The sequence below is a fragment of the Streptomyces sennicomposti genome (genome assembly GCF_019890635.1).
GTDB classification, from domain to species: Bacteria; Actinomycetota; Actinomycetes; order Streptomycetales; family Streptomycetaceae; genus Streptomyces; species Streptomyces sennicomposti.
In genome coordinates, this window is record NZ_JAIOAB010000095.1 from 1 (window position 1) to 16,150 (window position 16,150).

The window sequence follows — 16,150 nt, forward strand, 5'->3', positions numbered from 1 at the left end:
TCCGCCGTCATGTGCGGCGTGGACTGGCACACCGGGCCGGGTAGCTTGATCGTCCAGATCTTGGTGCCCTTGGCCGGGTCGTAGCCCACGATCTCGGCGATGCCGGGCTTGGCGTACACCTTGTCCGTGGCCCAGGAGCCGGTGACCGTGACCTGCTGCTCCACCTTCGTCAGCGGCACCTGGAAGAGCATCTTGGCGCTCGGGTCGGCGGGGACCTTCTCCTTGCCGGTCCCCGTGCCGCCGCTGCCGCCCTTGTCGTCGCCCTTGCCGCCGGTGGTGCCGCCGGTGGCGGCGGTGTCCTTCTTGCCGCCGTCACCGGAGTGCGCGTACCAGACGCCGCCGCCGACGATCAGCGCGATGGCGACGACGGCCGCGCCGATGATCGTCAGCTGCTTCTTGCGCTCGCTGCCGCCGCCGCCCGGCGCTCCGCTCTGCGGCTGCGGGACGGTCTGCGGCTGGCCCGGGTAGCCGTAGCCGGGCTGACCCGGGGCGCCCGGCTGGCCCGGCGTGCCCGGGTAGCCGTAGCCGGGCTGCGGGGTGCCGTACTGGCCCGGCTGCGGGGTGCCGTACGCGTGCGGGGCCGCGGGCGTGGGCGGCTGCGCCGGGCCGGGGTAGCCGTAGCCCGCCGGCGGCTGGGGCGGCTGCGGGGCCTGCGGGTAGCCGTAGCCGGGCTGGGGCTGCGGCGGGCCGGCCGGTGGAGCGGGCGGCTGCGGCGGACCCGCCGGGGGCGGCGGGGTCTGCGGCGGCGGGGGCGTCTGCGGGGCGCCCTGCGGCGGCTGCGGGTGGCCGGGGGCCGGCGGCTGGGCGGGCTTGCCGAGGTTCGGGCCGCCCGGCGCCGGCGGGGTCTGCGGCGGCTGCGGGGACGGCCCGAAGCCGCCCTGCGGGGGCTGGTTCGGCGGGGGCGGCGGCTGGGTCATGAACGGTGCACCTCGGAGGAACGGGAAGGACGAGGACGACGGCGGGCGGTCCGGCTCAGTTGCCGAAGGCGAGCATCAGCTTCTCCTTCGACTTGTCGCTGCCGCTCAGCCGTGTGGTGGAGATGTAGAAGCGGCCGTCGACCCAGTCGATGTCCCGGGAGAAGAAGCCGTTCTCGATGTCCGCGGTGCTCTGCGGGTTCTGGAGCAGCTTGGTCGTGGTGTGGCTCGTCCCGGCGGTCGGCACGGACACGATCTGGCCGCCGCTGTCGTAGGACGGCTCGACGTAGGCGATCAGCTTTCCGCCCTCCACCTTGACCGGCATCATCGAGGTGTCCTCGGGGGACTTGACCCGCCACTTCTCCTTGCCGGTGGCCAGGTTGACCGCGACGATCTCGTTGGCGCCGGTGGTCGCCTGGGTCGGCAGATAGAGGGTGTCGGCGTCGGCGGCGACGCCCTGGCAGCCCTGGAGGTCGCGTTCGAGGATGGCCCAGCCGCACTGGGGGGCGAAGGAGCCCTTGACGTCGACCTGGGAGCGGACCGAGCCGTCGTTGTTCAGGGTCGAGACGTTCCAGTGCTTCTTGTCGTCCGTCGAGTACAGGATCAGCGGGTCGACGGAGTAGGTGCGCTGCACCGACCAGCCCTTGGGGATCTTCCTGGTCCACTTGGCCTTGCCGGTGGCCGGGTCCAGCTCCTGCACCTCGTCGTGCTCGTTGGCGCCGCCGGCGCCGCACGAGGCGACCGATATCAGCTTCGCGCCGCCCGCGAACGCGGTCGGGAAGCAGGCCTCGCCGTACTTCTGCTTCTCGTACAGCTTGCGCCCGCTGTCGATGTCGTAGGCGACGCCCGACTGCGAGCGGCCCACCATCAGCGTCTTGCCGGTGACGGACAGCTCGACGGTGATCGTGCTGTCGAAGAGCCGCCCCTCGGACAGCTTGGCGCTCCAGCCCTTCGTGCCGGTCCGCAGATCGAGCTGCTGGAGCTGGTTGCACTTGGCGCTGTCGCTGGTGCCGCTCTCGTAGGCCACCACGACCTTGTCGTCGGCCGTCTTCTCGGGCGTCACCGCGCAGATCTTCTGCGGGAAGGAGACCGGGGCCCACGTGGGGGCGCCGTCGGTGACGTTGTACGCGAAGACCTGCTTGTACGCCGCCTTCACCGCCGCCTTGTCGGTGATCCACATGCCGGGGGCGTCGGCGCCGGAACCGGGGGCGTCGGGCGCCTCCTTGTACCAGAGCACCTTCGCCTCGCCGGCCTGGCGGCCGTCGTTGAAGTTCTCCGGGTCGTCGCCGCCGTCGCTGCCGTCGCCGCTGCCGTCGCCGGGGTTGGCGGGGGCGGCGGAGCCGGAGGGCCCGGGGTCGTCGCTCTTGTGCGCGACGGGCTTCTTGTCGCCGTCGTCGCCGCTGGTGACGGCGTACACGGTGCCGCCGACGACGAGCAGCGCGGCCACCGCGGCGCCGATCACCACGGCGGGGCGGCCCTTGAACGGGTTGCGGGAGCCGCCGGGCGGGGTGCCGGGCGCACCGGGCGCGCCGGGGAACTGCGGCTGCTGCGGGTAGCCGTAACCGGGCTGCGGGGCGGCGCCGTACGGGCCCGGCTGCGGGGCGCCGTAGGGGCCGGGCTGCGGCTGGCCGTACGGGCCGGGGGCGCCGCCGGGAGCGCCCGGCGCGCCGTAGGGGCCAGGCTGCGGGGCGCCGTACGGGCCGGCCTGGGGCTGACCGTACGGGCCGGGGGCAGGGGCGGGCTGCTGCGGGTAGCCGTAGCCGGGCTGGGGCTGCGGGGGGCCGGCGGGCGGCGGGGGCGTCTGCGGCGGACCGGCCGGAGGAGGCGGCGTCTGCGGAGCACCCTGGGGCGACTGGGACGGCTGAGCCGGCGGCTGGGAGGGCTGAGCCGGCGGCTGGGGCGGCTGCGGGGCGCCGAAGCCGCCGCCCTGCGGGGGCTGCTGCGCCTTCGACAGATCGGGCGGCTGCGGAGGCCGGTCCTGCGGTTCCGGTGCACCGAAGCCGCCCTGCGGCGGCTGGTTGGGTGGCTGAGACATCAGCGCGTTTCCCCCTCGTCGACTGATTTTTCGCCACGTCCTGAGCCGCGCGATGGCCCCGGTGCCGTACTCAGCCGGTTTCAGACAGTTCTCGGACGGCCCTTTCTATCACTGGCCGCCGACACCCCACCGGGCCGTGTCCACCCCTGTTTCCAAGGGAGGACCGGCCTGTGATGCCCCCGTTACGGCGCGCCGGGAATCCCCCGCAAACCGGCACGCGCCCTTCACACGGCGCACGCGCCCCCGCCGAGCGCCTACGCGTCCTCGGCGAGTTCGAGCCAGCGCAGCTCCAGTTCCTCGCGCTCGGAGGCCAGGTCCCGCAGCTCGGCGTCGAGTCCGGCCACCTTCGCGAAGTCCGTGGCGTTCTCGGCGATCTGGCCGTGCAGCTTGGTCTCCTTCTCGGAGATCCGGTCCAACTGCCGCTCGATCTTCTGGAGTTCCTTCTTGGCGGCGCGCTGCTCGGCGGCGCTCTTCTCCGGTGCGCCGGAGGTGTCGGCGGCGGGCGCCGGGGCCGGGGCGGCGGACGCGGCGCGCTGCTCCATGCGGTGGCGGCGCTCCAGGTACTCGTCGATGCCGCGCGGCAGCATCCGCAGGGTGCCGTCGCCGAGGAGGGCCTGCACCGTGTCGGTGGTGCGCTCGATGAAGAACCGGTCGTGGGAGATGACGATCATCGAGCCGGGCCAGCCGTCGAGGACGTCCTCCAGCTGGGTGAGGGTCTCGATGTCGAGGTCGTTGGTGGGCTCGTCCAGGAACAGGACGTTGGGCTCGGCCATCAGCAGGCGCAGCAGCTGCAGCCGGCGCCGCTCACCGCCGGAGAGGTCGCCGACCGGCGTCCACTGCTTCTCCTTGCCGAAGCCGAACGTCTCGCACAGCTGGCCCGCCGTCATCTCCCGGCCCTTGCCGAGGTCGACGCGCTCGCGCACCCGCTGCACGGCCTCCAAGACCCGCCAGTCGGGGTCGAGTTCGGCGACCTCCTGGGAGAGGTACGCCAGCTTCACGGTCTTGCCGACGGAGATCCTCCCGCCCGCGGGCTGGACCTCGCCCTCGGTGCGCGCGGCCTCGGCCATGGCCCGCAGCAGGGAGGTCTTGCCGGCGCCGTTGACGCCGACCAGGCCGATGCGGTCGCCGGGGCCGAGCTGCCAGGTGACGTGTTCGAGGAGGGTCTTGGGGCCGGCCTGGATCGTCACGTCCTCCAGGTCGAAGACGGTCTTGCCGAGCCGGGAGGACGCGAACTTCATCAGCTCGCTGCTGTCGCGCGGCGGCGGCACGTCCTGGATCAGCTCGTTGGCGGCCTCGACGCGGAAGCGCGGCTTGGAGGTGCGGGCCGGGGCGCCGCGGCGCAGCCAGGCCAGCTCCTTGCGGACCAGGTTCTGCCGCTTGACCTCCTCGGTCGCGGCGATGCGCTCGCGTTCGGCGCGGGCGAAGACGTAGTCGGAGTAGCCGCCCTCGTACTCGTAGACGTCGCCGCGCTGGACGTCCCACATGCGGGTGCAGACCTGGTCGAGGAACCAGCGGTCGTGGGTGACGCAGACCAGCGCGGAGCGGCGGCCGCGCAGATGGGCGGCGAGCCAGGCGATGCCCTCGACGTCGAGGTGGTTGGTGGGCTCGTCCAGGACGATCAGGTCCTGTTCCTCGATGAGCAGCTTGGCCAGCGCGATGCGCCGCCGCTCGCCGCCGGACAGCGGCCCGATGACGGTGTCCAGGCCCTTGGGGAACCCGGGCAGGTCGAGGCCGCCGAACAGGCCGGTGAGCACGTCGCGGATCTTGGCGTTGCCCGCCCACTCGTGGTCGGCCAGGTCGCCGATGACCTCGTGCCGCACGGTGGCCTCGGGGTCCAGCGAGTCGTGCTGGGTGAGGACGCCCAGGCGCAGCCCGCCGGAGTGGGTCACCCGCCCGGTGTCCGCGTCCTCCAGCTTGGCCAGCATCCGGATGAGCGTGGTCTTGCCGTCGCCGTTGCGCCCGACGACGCCGATCCGGTCCCCCTCGGACACGCCGAGCGAGACACCGTCGAGCAGGGCACGCGTGCCGTACACCTTGCTGACGTTCTCGACATTGACCAGGTTGACGGCCATTTCACTCCTGCCCGGGGGGATGGATCAGCCTTCAAGCGTAGGGCCTCGGGACGGCGCCTCGGAGCGCGGGAAGGTCGTCACTCTTTGTGATGACATGATCGCGAACGGGCCGCTACGGTGGAGGGCAGGCAGCAGGATCCCGTCCATGGGAGGAACCATGACCGCCGAGTCCGTAGAGCACCGCCGCGAATGGCCGGTGCCGCCACTGGACGGCTACACCGTGGACGACCTGTTCACACTGCCCGATCTCCCGCCGCACACCGAATTGATCGACGGGAGCCTCGTCATCGTGAGTCCGCAGCGCAACTTTCACGCAGACGTGATCGACCTGCTGGTCGGCGGTCTGCGTCGGAGCGCTCCGCAGAAGTTCAGGGTGAAACGGGAGATGACGATCGTCCTTGACCGGCGCAACGGCCCGGAGCCTGACGTGAGCGTGGTCCTGGCCGACGCGGTCAGCGGGCCCGACCAGACGAGTTACCAGGCGCTGGACGTGCTGCTGGCCGTCGAGGTCGTGTCTCCGGAGTCGGAGTCCCGCGACCGTACGACGAAACCGCAGAAATACGCGGCTGCCGGAATCCCCAACTTCTGGAGGGTCGAGCGCGACGGCGTCGACGGCCGGCCGCTCGTCCACGTCTACGAGCTCGACCCGCTCACCAAGTCCTACGTGCACATGGGCATGCACCGCGATCGGATCAAGGTCGACAAGCCGTACGCCATCGATATCGACCTCACTGAGATCGACACCTTCTAGGGCTTGCCCTTCACCACCGTCGCCCCCGGCGCCGGTGATGCGGCGACGCGGGTGGTGCGGCAGGTGCCGGAGGTTCGCAGGGTCTCGGCGATCTCGGTCGCCGTCGTCGCGTCCGGGGTGAGGAACGCCGTCGTCGGGCCCGAGCCGGAGACCAGGGCGGCCAGGGCGCCGGCCGCGCGGCCCGCCGCGAGGGTGTCGGCGAGGGACGGGCGCAGGGAGAGGGCGGCGGGCTGGAGGTCGTTGGAGAGGGCTGCCGCCAGCGCGTGGGCGTCGCCCTTGGCCAGCGCGGCCAGCAGTTCCTCGGAGGCGGCCGGCTCGGGGACGGCGACGCCCTCGTTGAGCCGGTCGAACTCGCCGTAGACCGCCGGGGTGGACAGTCCGCCGTCGGCGACCGCGAACACCCAGTGGAAGGCGCCGCCCACCTCCAGCTCGCGCAGCTTCTCCCCACGGCCCGTGCCGAGCGCCGCCCCGCCGACCAGACTGAACGGCACATCGCTGCCCAGCTCGGCGCAGATGTCGAGGAGTTCGTCGCGGGACGCGCCGGTTCCCCACAGCGCGTCGCAGGCCAGCAGCGCGCCCGCGCCGTCCGCGCTGCCGCCCGCCATGCCGCCGGCCACCGGGATGTCCTTGGCGATGTGGAGGTGCACGCGGGCGTCGCGGCCGTACCGCCCGGCGAGCGCGAGGGCCGCGCGGGCCGCCAGGTTGGTGCGGTCCAGGGGGACCTGGGCGGCGTCCGGGCCCGAGCAGGTCACCCGCAGTTCGTCGGCCTCGGTGACGGTGACCTCGTCGTACAGGCCGACCGCCAGGAAGACGTTGGCCAGGTCGTGGAAGCCGTCGGGCCGGGCGGGGCCGACCGCGAGCTGGACGTTGACCTTCGCGGGGACACGGACGGTGACGCTCACTGGTTTCCGGGCTCCTTGTGTTCCTCGGGCGGTGTTCCTCGGGCGTTCGGCGGATGCGGTTCGTTACGCGGGCCGTGCCCCGGGCGGTTTCCCGGGGGCGGGCCGCCCGGCGGGCGCGGGTCGTTCCGCTGGTGCGGTCATTCCGCGGGTGGCGCGGTCATTCCGCGGGCTGGTCCGCGGGCCTCTCCGGCTCCCCCGGCCGGTCCGCGTCCGCGGCCCGCTTGTGCTCCGCGATGCGCGCGAACTCCTCCACGGTCAGCGACTCGCCCCGCGCCTGCGGCGACACCCCGGCCGCCACCAGCGCCGCCTCGGCCGCCGCCGCCGAACCGGCCCAGCCGGCGAGCGCGGCCCGCAGGGTCTTGCGGCGCTGCGCGAACGCCGCGTCGACCACCGCGAACACCTCGCGCTTGGTGGCGGTCGTCTTGACCGGCTCGGTGCGCCGGGCCAGGGACACCAGTCCGCTGTCCACGTTCGGCGCGGGCCAGAAGACGTTCCGGCCGATCGCGCCGGCCCGCTTCACCTCGGCGTACCAGTTGGCCTTCACCGACGGCACGCCGTACACCTTCGAGCCGGGCGCGGCGGCGAGCCGGTCGGCGACCTCCGCCTGCACCATCACGAGGGTGCGCTCGATGCTCGGGAAGGTGTCGAGCATGTGCAGCAGCACGGGCACGGCGACGTTGTACGGCAGGTTCGCGACCAGCGCGGTCGGGGTCGGGCCGGGCAGATCGGCGACGTGCATCGCGTCCGAGTGGACCAGCGCGAACCGGTCGGCGCGCTCGGGCATCCGGGCGGCGACCGTCGCGGGCAGCGCGCCCGCGAGCACGTCGTCGATCTCCACCGCGACGACCCGCTCGGCGGCCTCCAGCAGGGCCAGGGTGAGGGAGCCGAGCCCCGGGCCGACCTCGACGACCACGTCCTCGGGACGGACGCCGGCGGTGCGGACGATACGGCGGACGGTGTTCGCGTCGATCACGAAGTTCTGGCCGCGCTGCTTGGTGGGACGCACACCGAGGGCCGCCGCCAGCTCACGAACGTCGGCGGGGCCCAGCAGGGCGTCAGGGGTGGGGCTGCTCACGGCACCAGGGTACGGGGGTGCGCTGCGCCGGGTGACCGTGGCCGCGCGCCCGGGCGGACGCGAGCGTCACCGCCCGCAGGGGCAGGAGCGTCACCGCCCGCAGGGGCAGGAGCGTCACCGCCCGCGCGGACAAGACCCTCACGGCTCCGCCCGCACCCCGGGGACACGGGCCGCGCACCCGCACGGACGGGAGCACCACCGCCCGCAGGGACGGGAGCACCACCGCCCGCAGGGGCAGGAGCGTGACCAACCGTGCGGACGGGGGGACGCAGCGCTCGCCCGCACCGACGAGCACGTCACCCCCCCCCGGCGGGCGGAGGCGGCACGAGCGCGGCCGCTCCCCGCAGTGGGGCCTCACGAGCGCGGCCGCTCCCCGCAGTGGGGCCTCACGAGTGCAGTCGCTCCCCGCAGTGGGGCCAGGGGCTGGCCCCCCGGCGCACGTACAGCTTCTTCGCGCGGTACGTCTGCTCCGCCGCCGGCGCGTCCTCGGGGCGGCCCCGGCCGCCGAGCCCGTGCCAGGTGGCCGCGTCGAACTGGTACAGCCCCCCGTACGTCCCCGACGGGTCCACCGCGTCGGGCCGCCCGCCCGACTCGCACCGCGCGAGCCCCTCCCAGTTCAGGCCGTCGGCGTCCCGCACGGACCGCGGACGGGCGCCGGTGCCCACCTTGACCAGCTCGGTGCGCGGGGCGCGCACCACCTCCGACGCCACGCGCCGCGGCCGCTCCCGCACGCCGTTGACGGTGCGCAGCGCGTACGTCACCCGCAGCACCCCAGGCCGCCCGGGCCGCTCCACGACCTCCGTGCCCTCGAACAGCGCCGGATCGGCGACGCGCCGCACGGCGTAGGGGATCGGCTCCTCGCGGACCTCCCGCGAGCCGGTGATCCGCAGCACCGTGACGGTCTGCCCCTCGCGCGGGAAGCTGTCCGGCGGCACGGAGAGGGCGTCCTGCCCGCGCAGGGCGACCCCGGCCTCCGCCACCGCCTCGGCGACGGTGGCCGCGCTGGTGCGGACGGTGCGCGCCCGGCCGTCCGCCATGACGGTCACCGTGCGTTCGGTGCGCACCTCCAGCGTGAGGCCCGCGCGGCCGAGGGTCCGGGAGCGCGCGGCCGACAGATACGCGCCCTCCGCCCGCACCCCCCACTCCCGCAGCGCCTCCCCGACCGTGCGCGCCGTCGTCCACGCCTCGTACCGGCGCCCGTCCAGGGTGAGCCGGACCGGCCGCCCGTGCCGGACCTCGATCGCGTCGCCGCTGCTGAGCGCGGCGCCGGGGGCGGGTGTCACCGCGTCGTGCGCGCCCAGCGGCACGCCCTGCTCGGCCAGCAGCCCGGTGACGTCGTCGGCGAAGGTGTGCAGGGTGCGCGGCCGGCCGTCGACGTTCAGCTCGACCGCCTTGTCCTTGGCGACGAACGCGGTGGTGCCGCCCGCGAGGAACGCCACCACCAGCGCCTGCGGCAGCAGCCGCCGCACCCCGGTCTCCGGGCGCGTCCGGTACGCCGGCCGGCCCCCGCGCCGCCGCAGCCCGCGCCCGGCGCCGTCCCGCCGCACCTGGCGTGACTGCCGGGGAAGCGCCGCGCGGGCTTCATAGGCGGGTCGGTAGGTGTCGCCGGGAGCGACCTCGCCGCCGGTCTCAGGGATCCCGTACGGGATCCCATACGGCACCTCCTGCGGGATCTCGTGCGGCATCTCGCGCGGAATCTGGTACGGGATCTCGTACGTCTCGTATGGCGTTCTGCTCACGCCGACACGCTCCAGGGGCCGAGGTCGCGAAGGCCCGGATCGGGCCCCCAGAACCTAGCGGAGCGATCGTCACTCTCCAAAGCGACGCGACTACGCAGCGTACGTCACCGCACGCTCAGTAGTCGAAGGCGCGTGCGGTGTTCGCGGCGAGCGCCGAGGCCAGCGTGTCCTCGTCGATCCCGCGCACCGCCGCCATCGCCCGCACCGTGACCGGCACGAGGTAGGGCGCGTTGGGCCGTCCGCGGTAGGGCGCCGGGGTGAGGAAGGGCGCGTCGGTCTCCACCAGGACCAGCTCCAGCGGGGCGACGGCGAGGGCGTCCCGCAGGTTCTGGGCGTTCTTGAAGGTGACGTTGCCTGCGAAGGACATGAAGTAGCCCGCGCGGGCGCACACCTCGGCCATCTCCGCGTCCCCGGAGTAGCAGTGGAACACCGTCCGCTCCGGTGCGCCCTCCTCCTTCAGGACGCGCAGCACGTCGGCGTGGGCGTCGCGGTCGTGGATGACGAGGGCCTTGCCGTGCCGCTTGGCGATCTCGATGTGGGCGCGGAAGGAACGCTCCTGCGCCGCCTTGCCCTCCGGGCCGGTGCGGAAGTAGTCGAGGCCCGTCTCGCCGACGCCCCTGACCTGGGGCAGCGCGGCCAGCCGGTCGATCTCGGCGAGGGCCTCGTCCAGCGCGGCGTCGCCCCCGGGCTCCCGGGCGCCCTGCCGGGACCAGCCGTCCGGATCGCCGTGGACGATGCGCGGCGCCTCGTTGGGGTGCAGGGCGACCGCCGCGTGGACGTTCGCGTACGCCGCGGCGGTCTCGGCGGCCCAGCGCGAGCCCGCGAGGTCGCAGCCGACCTGGACGACCGTGGTCACCCCCACCGACGCGGCCTTGGCCAGCCCCTCCTCGACCGTGCCGGACTGCATGTCGAGGTGGGTGTGGGAGTCGGCGACCGGGATCCGGAGCGGTTCCGGGAGCGGGGGCGCCGCGTTCTTGTCGGCGTGGGAAGGCATGTCCCCGATCCTACGGAAGGGGCCCGCCCGCACCGCCGCGAAGGCCCCGCCTCCCGGCAGGGCCCCCGTCTCCCGGCGGTCCGCTCGGCCGGTCCGCTCGGCCGGTCCGCTCAGTCCGCCTTGCGGTGGAAGGGGTGCAGCAGGTCGGACAGGTGCCAGTGGTGGCCGTCCTCCGGCTTCCGGTCCGCCGTCTCCTCCCCGGGCGCGGGCTCGGACGCGTTCTCGGACGCGGACGCGGGGGCCGTCACCGGGCCCGCCGGGCGCTGCGGCCGGTGCTCGTGCAGATGGCTCTGCGCGGACGACACCCGGCCGGCCCGCATGATCCGCACGACGTGGCCGTCGCAGTTGCGGCAGCTGGGCCGGCTCAGCGGCGAGGGCACTATGCGGCCCTCGGCGACGTAGAGCACGAACTCGTGCCCGTCCGCGTCCGTGTGGTGCTCTATCTCGTACGACTGCTCCCACCCGTGCCCGCAGCGCATGCAGGCGAAGGAGTACGACTCGTTGACGACGGCGGTGGCCGTGCCGCGGTGGCCGGTCTGCCCCGAGATCTCGCTCATGCCAGCTCCTCATGTCCGCTGGACGAAGGGACCGGTTCGTCCCTGCCTCCAGTGGACGCCTCCGCGGGCGCCGGCGCAGCAGCCCTGTCGAGTGTTGGAGGCGATTTGATCGGCGCTTGCCCAAGGCTCCCCTGAACGGCAGGTGTCGCTTTGCGTTTCGCACACGCCGCTTTGCCCGCCCATGGGGCGCGCGCTCAAGAGAGATACGCCCTGCTCAGAGGGGGTGTGAGCAACGTCCCACCGGCGCACGGCCGTCAACCGGCGTACGCGGGGTCAGCCCCGCCCCGCGCACCGCCGGCGGAGCCGATCGGGCCGCACCGGCCCCACCCCGGAGTGCTCGCACCCCCACCCCGCGGCGCCCGCTCCCTCACCCGGAGTGCTCGGCCCCTCACCCCGCGCCCTCACCCCGAGTGCTTCGCCGCCACCACCGCGTCGAACACCTCGCGCTTGGGCAGCCCGGCCTCCGCCGCGACCGCCGCGATGGCCTCCTTGCGCCGCTCGCCGGCCTCCTCGCGCACCCGCACCCGGCGCACCAGCTCCTCGGGTCCGATCTCCTCGGCGCCCTTCTCCGGCGCGCCCTCGACCACCACCGTGATCTCGCCGCGCACCCCCTCGGCGGCCCACGCGGCCAGCTCGCCGAGCCCGCCGCGCCGTACCTCCTCGTACGTCTTGGTCAGCTCCCGGCACACGGCGGCGCGCCGCTCGGCGCCGAACACCTCGGCCATCGCCGCGAGAGTGTCGTCGAGCCGGTGCGGGGCCTCGAAGTAGACGAGGGTGCGCCGCTCGGCGGCCACCTCGCGCAGCCGGGACAGCCGCTCGCCCGCCTTGCGCGGCAGGAACCCCTCGAAGCAGAACCGGTCCACCGGCAGCCCGGACAGCGCCAGCGCGGTCAGCACGGCGGACGGGCCGGGCACGGCGGTGACGCGTACGTCCTTCTCGACGGCGGCGGCGACGAGCCGGTAGCCGGGGTCGGAGACGGACGGCATGCCCGCGTCCGTGACCAGCAGCACCCGCGCCCCGCCGAGCAGCTCCTCGACCAGCTCCGGGGTGCGGGCGGCCTCGTTGCCCTCGAAGTAGGACACGATCCGCCCCTTGGGCGTCACGCCGAGCGCCTGCGTGAGCCGGCGCAGCCGCCGGGTGTCCTCGGCGGCGACCACGTCGGCGGCCGTCAGTTCCGCGGCGAGCCGGGGCGGCGCGTCCTGCACGTCGCCGATGGGGGTACCGGCCAAGACAAGGGTTCCAGTCACCTGCCCATCCTCTCAAGCCCGCACCGGGCGGTGGCCCCCGGCACCGCGGCGGCCACCGTCCGGGGCGGCCGCGGAAACCCCCGCGAAGGCGGACGCACCCCCACCCGTACCGCCCATGCACGGGACTCACACAGCCCCGTTCCCTACGATGGCGCGGTGACCAGTACCGCGTCCTCCACGGACCCCCGGCAGGACCTGGCCCCGTACGACCGGGAGCCGTCGTGGCGCCGGCGGCTGCGCCGCTTCGGCCACGAGGCGGACCCGGCCGGGCCCGCAGGCGACGTACGCGACCGGCTGGCGCCCCCGTACGCCGAGCCCGGCCCCCGGCTGTGGGCCGCCCTCGGCGTGCCGCCGAGGGCGGCCGGCTTCCTCGCCCGCCGGTCGGGCTGGATCGGCCCGCTGCTGGTCACGCTGCTGGCCGGCGTGCTGCGCTTCTGGCACCTGGGCAGCCCGAAGGCGGTGATATTCGACGAGACGTACTACGCCAAGGACGCGTGGGCGATCGTGCACCGCGGCTTCGAGGTCAACTGGGACAAGAACGCCAACGACCTGATCCTCAGCAGCGGCGGCCACCTGCCGATCCCGTCGGACGCGGCGTACGTCGTGCACCCGCCGGTCGGCAAGTACGTGATCGGCCTGGGCGAGCTGATGTTCGGGTTCAACCCGTTCGGCTGGCGCTTCATGACGGCGCTGCTCGGCACGCTCTCGGTGCTGATGCTGTGCCGGATCGGCCGCCGGCTGTTCCGCTCCACCTTCCTCGGCTGCCTGGCGGGCACGCTGATGGCGGTGGACGGGCTGCACTTCGTGATGAGCCGGACCTCGCTGCTCGACGGCGTGCTGATGTTCTTCGTGCTGGCGGCCTTCGGCTGTCTGCTGATCGACCGCGACAGGGCGCGGGCGAGACTGGCCGCCGCGCTGCCGGTGGACGCCGACGGCCGGGTGCGTCCGGACGCGCACACGGCCGGGACCGTCCGGCTGGGGTGGCGGCCGTGGCGGTGGCTGGCCGGTCTGATGATGGGCCTGGCGATCGGCACCAAGTGGAACGGCCTCTACATCCTGGCCGCGTTCTGCGTGATGGCGGTGCTGTGGGACGTGGGCGCGCGCCGGGTGGCCGGCGCCCGGCGCCCGTACCGCGCGGTGCTGCTGCGGGACACGGGCGTCACGTTCCTGGCGACGGTGCCGGTGGCGATCATCACGTACATCTGGTCCTGGGCGGGCTGGATCTTCTCCCCCACCGACGGCACCGGCGGCTACTTCCGCAACTGGGCGGCGACCGACGGCCGGGGCAGCTCCTGGTCCTGGCTGTTCCCGGACTGGTGGCGCAGCCTGTGGCACTACGAGCACGAGGTCTACAAGTTCCACGTCGGCCTGTCCTCGCCGCACACCTACCAGTCCAACCCGTGGAGCTGGATCGTCGACGGCCGCCCGGTCTCCTACTTCTACGAGTCCCCCGCGCCCGGCGCCGACGGCTGCCCGGCCGACGCCGGCGACAAGTGCGCCCGCGAGGTGCTGGCCCTGGGCACGCCGATGCTGTGGTGGGCGGCGTGCGCGGCGCTGGTGTACGTGCTGTGGCGCTGGTTCTTCCGCCGCGACTGGCGCGCGGGCGCCATCGCCTGCGGCGTCGCGGCCGGCTACCTGCCCTGGTTCCTGTACCAGGAGCGCACGATCTTCTTCTTCTACGCCGTCGTCTTCGTCCCGTTCCTGTGCCTGGCGGTCACGATGCTCATCGGCGCGATCCTCGGCCCACCCGGCGCCTCGGACACCCGCCGCGTCGCGGGCGCGACGGGCGCGGGCGTCCTGGTCCTCCTGATCACCTGGAACTTCATCTACTTCTGGCCCCTGTACACCGGCACGGCCATCCCGATCGAGGACTGGCGGGCACGGATGTGGCTGGATACGTGGGTCTAGCTGGTCAAACACACCATGAGGGCGCGGCCGCCGGCCGCGCCCTCATGGTCGTTGTTGGTCGTCCCTGATCGCTGCCGGCCGCCCCAGGACGGCCCGGAGACGGCCCGGGACACCCCAACAGTTGACAATCCACACGGCGAACAACGCATCATCGTGGCCAGTAGTGGACGAGTGAACCCGACCCTTCGGCTACTCGTGGACAAAGTGGGGGTTGCGTGACTGTTTCCTTCGGCATTGCCGAACTGACGCTGGCCGACGGCACTGCAGTGAGGCCTCCCGCGGATGGCATGACTCTGTTCACAGGTCCCAATAACAGCGGCAAGACCTCACTGCTGCGTGAGCTTGTTAACGCAATCAGCCAATACCCGGGAGTTCAAAATCCCTGCCACTGGGTGCGAACAATAAAGATTCATCAGGAGGGGACCGGGAAAGAACTAGTAGCCTGGCTTAGTGAACGCGGTCATGAGCTTCGATTCCACCGACCTACGGGACGCACACTTCTACCATCTCGGGTTAATCATGACGATCCAGGCGTTGATGTCGAGACCGCCGAGATTCACTGGAATAGCACCACTTTCCATCTAATCTCCCATTTGCTCGTTGCCGACCAGTGGACGAACGAGCGTCTTGGAAACCAGGTCGACTCCCACTTTTGGGACCAGACTCGCCCACCCAATCATCCAGCACAGCGCCTATGGGAGTCGAAAGAGCTCCACGCCCGCTTCTCCCATTTGTTCGAGAAAGCTTTCGGTGAGCCCATCGCGATTAATCGATACGTTCCGCAAATCCGCCTGCAGATCGGATCTCCAGGCATGGATGACACGCCCCCTCCGGCATCCCCAGAGCTTCGAGAGGCATACGATTATTTGCCCTATCTAGCGGAGCAGGGCGACGGCATAAGAGCCTTTACCAATATCCTCTTGCACACTCTTGTGCGGCCAGCCCCAGTAATCTTCATCGACGAACCTGAGGCGTTCCTGCATCCACCACAAGCTCGACTTCTGGGCCGGTACCTCGCCTCCGAGACCCCCTCCCCGTGTCAGGTCTTCGTCGCGACTCACAGCGCGGACTTTTTGAGCGGAGCTCTGGAAGGAAGCGCTGCCCCCCAAGGAACGTCGGCACGCGCTTTGACACTAGTGCGGATAGCTCGCACAGGCGGCACACCAGTTGCGCGAACGCTAGCAGCCGACACTGTCACCGAAATCCTAGATACGCCCCTGCTGCGTTATTCCAACATCGCATCCGGACTTTTTTATGACGGTGTCGTACTCTGTGAAGCGGAAGGTGATTGCCAGTTCTACGCCGCAACCTTTGACACGGTCCGCAATGACACTCCTCACGACAATCTCACATTCCTTCACGTTAACGGGAAAGCTCGACTCACGGATGCAGCACATAAGCTGCGCACGTGTGGGATCCCAGTTGCCGTCGTGACCGATTTTGACTTCCTGAATGACGCCACAAAGGTCAAGCAGGCATTGCTTCATCTCGGCGGCCAATGGGACGAGATCAAAGATGACGTCATCGCACTGCAGGCGCATGCATCCTCATCCGTTATCGCCGCACCGGCTGCCGAAATCAAGAAGAAGATCAATGGCATCATTGGGAATGCCGCTGGAAAAGTTACTCTGAGCCAGCAGCAGATTGAAGAAATCGGTAGAGAACTTAAGACCGCTACGGGATGGAAATCACTCAAGACAAGCGGCCTTACGGGCCTAATGGGAGAACCACACAACTCCGCCATGCGCCTAGTGGAGTACTTCTCCCGAATCGGTCTTTTTCTTGTCCCTGTCGGAGAGCTGGAGTGTTGGGTACGGTCTGTTCCAGCGACGAACAAAAGCAATTGGCTATCCCGCGTGTTCAGCGAAGGTCACCACCGGCACCCAAGTGCCGAATTGCGTGACTTTGTGGCCCGCATCTCCGATTACCTCACCATCGGCAGTGCCGAGAGAACCA

General features: G+C 71.9%; 11 protein-coding genes and 1 pseudogene. 3 read left to right on the forward strand and 9 right to left on the reverse strand.

Features of this window, described 5'->3' with window-relative positions; translation table 11 throughout:
• From K7787_RS30255 to K7787_RS30265, 3 genes and pseudogenes are all read right to left on the reverse strand, one after another.
• Positions 1-917: pseudogene (locus K7787_RS30255) on the reverse strand (outer membrane protein assembly factor BamB family protein); the annotation flags it as partial.
• Between the two features lie 55 nt (positions 918-972).
• A complete protein-coding gene (locus K7787_RS30260; RefSeq protein WP_223003595.1) occupies positions 973-2,949 on the reverse strand; it encodes an outer membrane protein assembly factor BamB family protein in 1,977 nt (658 codons plus the stop codon).
• A gap of 254 nt (positions 2,950-3,203) precedes the next feature.
• Positions 3,204-5,021 (reverse strand): ABC-F family ATP-binding cassette domain-containing protein, encoded by a 1,818-nt coding sequence (locus K7787_RS30265; protein WP_164391715.1) that lies wholly within the window; start codon positions 5,019-5,021, stop codon positions 3,204-3,206.
• 145 nt (positions 5,022-5,166) lie between these two features.
• Between K7787_RS30265 and K7787_RS30270 the strand changes: the two genes are divergently transcribed.
• Positions 5,167-5,772 carry a Uma2 family endonuclease gene (locus tag K7787_RS30270; protein WP_247721434.1) on the forward strand — a complete coding sequence of 202 codons (606 nt, stop codon included), beginning with the start codon at positions 5,167-5,169 and terminating at the stop codon, positions 5,770-5,772.
• On the opposite strand, the gene K7787_RS30275 is transcribed toward K7787_RS30270, so the two are convergent.
• The 6 genes from K7787_RS30275 to rsmI form a co-directional block, all read right to left on the reverse strand.
• Positions 5,769-6,674 carry a 4-(cytidine 5'-diphospho)-2-C-methyl-D-erythritol kinase gene (locus tag K7787_RS30275; RefSeq protein ID WP_223003596.1) on the reverse strand — a complete coding sequence of 302 codons (906 nt, stop codon included), beginning with the start codon at positions 6,672-6,674 and terminating at the stop codon, positions 5,769-5,771. The two genes, K7787_RS30270 and K7787_RS30275, sit on opposite strands and share 4 nt — an antisense overlap.
• Positions 6,675-6,831: 157 nt before the next feature.
• The gene (rsmA, locus tag K7787_RS30280) at positions 6,832-7,749 is read right to left on the reverse strand and encodes a 16S rRNA (adenine(1518)-N(6)/adenine(1519)-N(6))-dimethyltransferase RsmA (protein WP_223003597.1); all 918 of its coding nucleotides are present in this window, start codon (positions 7,747-7,749) and stop codon (positions 6,832-6,834) included.
• A gap of 386 nt (positions 7,750-8,135) precedes the next feature.
• Positions 8,136-9,488 carry a resuscitation-promoting factor gene (locus tag K7787_RS30285; RefSeq protein WP_372456708.1) on the reverse strand — a complete coding sequence of 451 codons (1,353 nt, stop codon included), beginning with the start codon at positions 9,486-9,488 and terminating at the stop codon, positions 8,136-8,138.
• A 115-nt stretch (positions 9,489-9,603) separates the two neighbouring features.
• Positions 9,604-10,482, reverse strand: a complete 879-nt coding sequence (locus K7787_RS30290; RefSeq protein WP_223003598.1) for a TatD family hydrolase — start codon at positions 10,480-10,482, stop codon at positions 9,604-9,606.
• Positions 10,483-10,592: 110 nt separating this feature from the next.
• Positions 10,593-11,039 (reverse strand): hypothetical protein, encoded by a 447-nt coding sequence (locus K7787_RS30295; protein ID WP_009189082.1) that lies wholly within the window; start codon positions 11,037-11,039, stop codon positions 10,593-10,595.
• A gap of 401 nt (positions 11,040-11,440) precedes the next feature.
• Complete coding sequence (gene rsmI, locus K7787_RS30300; RefSeq protein WP_009189083.1) at positions 11,441-12,286, reverse strand: 16S rRNA (cytidine(1402)-2'-O)-methyltransferase; 846 nt, start codon at positions 12,284-12,286, stop codon at positions 11,441-11,443.
• Positions 12,287-12,442: 156 nt separating this feature from the next.
• Here rsmI and K7787_RS30305 point away from each other — a divergent pair, with 156 nt between their 5' ends.
• The gene (locus K7787_RS30305; protein ID WP_223003599.1) at positions 12,443-14,194 is read left to right on the forward strand and encodes a dolichyl-phosphate-mannose--protein mannosyltransferase; all 1,752 of its coding nucleotides are present in this window, start codon (positions 12,443-12,445) and stop codon (positions 14,192-14,194) included.
• 215 nt (positions 14,195-14,409) lie between these two features.
• Positions 14,410-16,150 (forward strand): ATP-dependent nuclease (locus K7787_RS30310; RefSeq protein WP_223003600.1); only part of this gene is annotated, 1,741 nt, incomplete at its 3' end.

Excerpts from the sequence above, each read along its gene's own strand:
- K7787_RS30260 (WP_223003595.1), bottom strand. The coding sequence starts at position 2,949 with ATGTCTCAGCCACCCAACCAGCCGCCGCAGGGCGGCTTCGGTGCACCG.
- K7787_RS30265 (WP_164391715.1), bottom strand. The coding sequence starts at position 5,021 with ATGGCCGTCAACCTGGTCAATGTCGAGAACGTCAGCAAGGTGTACGGC.
- K7787_RS30270 (WP_247721434.1), top strand. The coding sequence starts at position 5,167 with ATGGGAGGAACCATGACCGCCGAGTCCGTAGAGCACCGCCGCGAATGG.
- K7787_RS30290 (WP_223003598.1), bottom strand. The coding sequence starts at position 10,482 with ATGCCTTCCCACGCCGACAAGAACGCGGCGCCCCCGCTCCCGGAACCG.
- K7787_RS30295 (WP_009189082.1), bottom strand. The coding sequence starts at position 11,039 with ATGAGCGAGATCTCGGGGCAGACCGGCCACCGCGGCACGGCCACCGCC.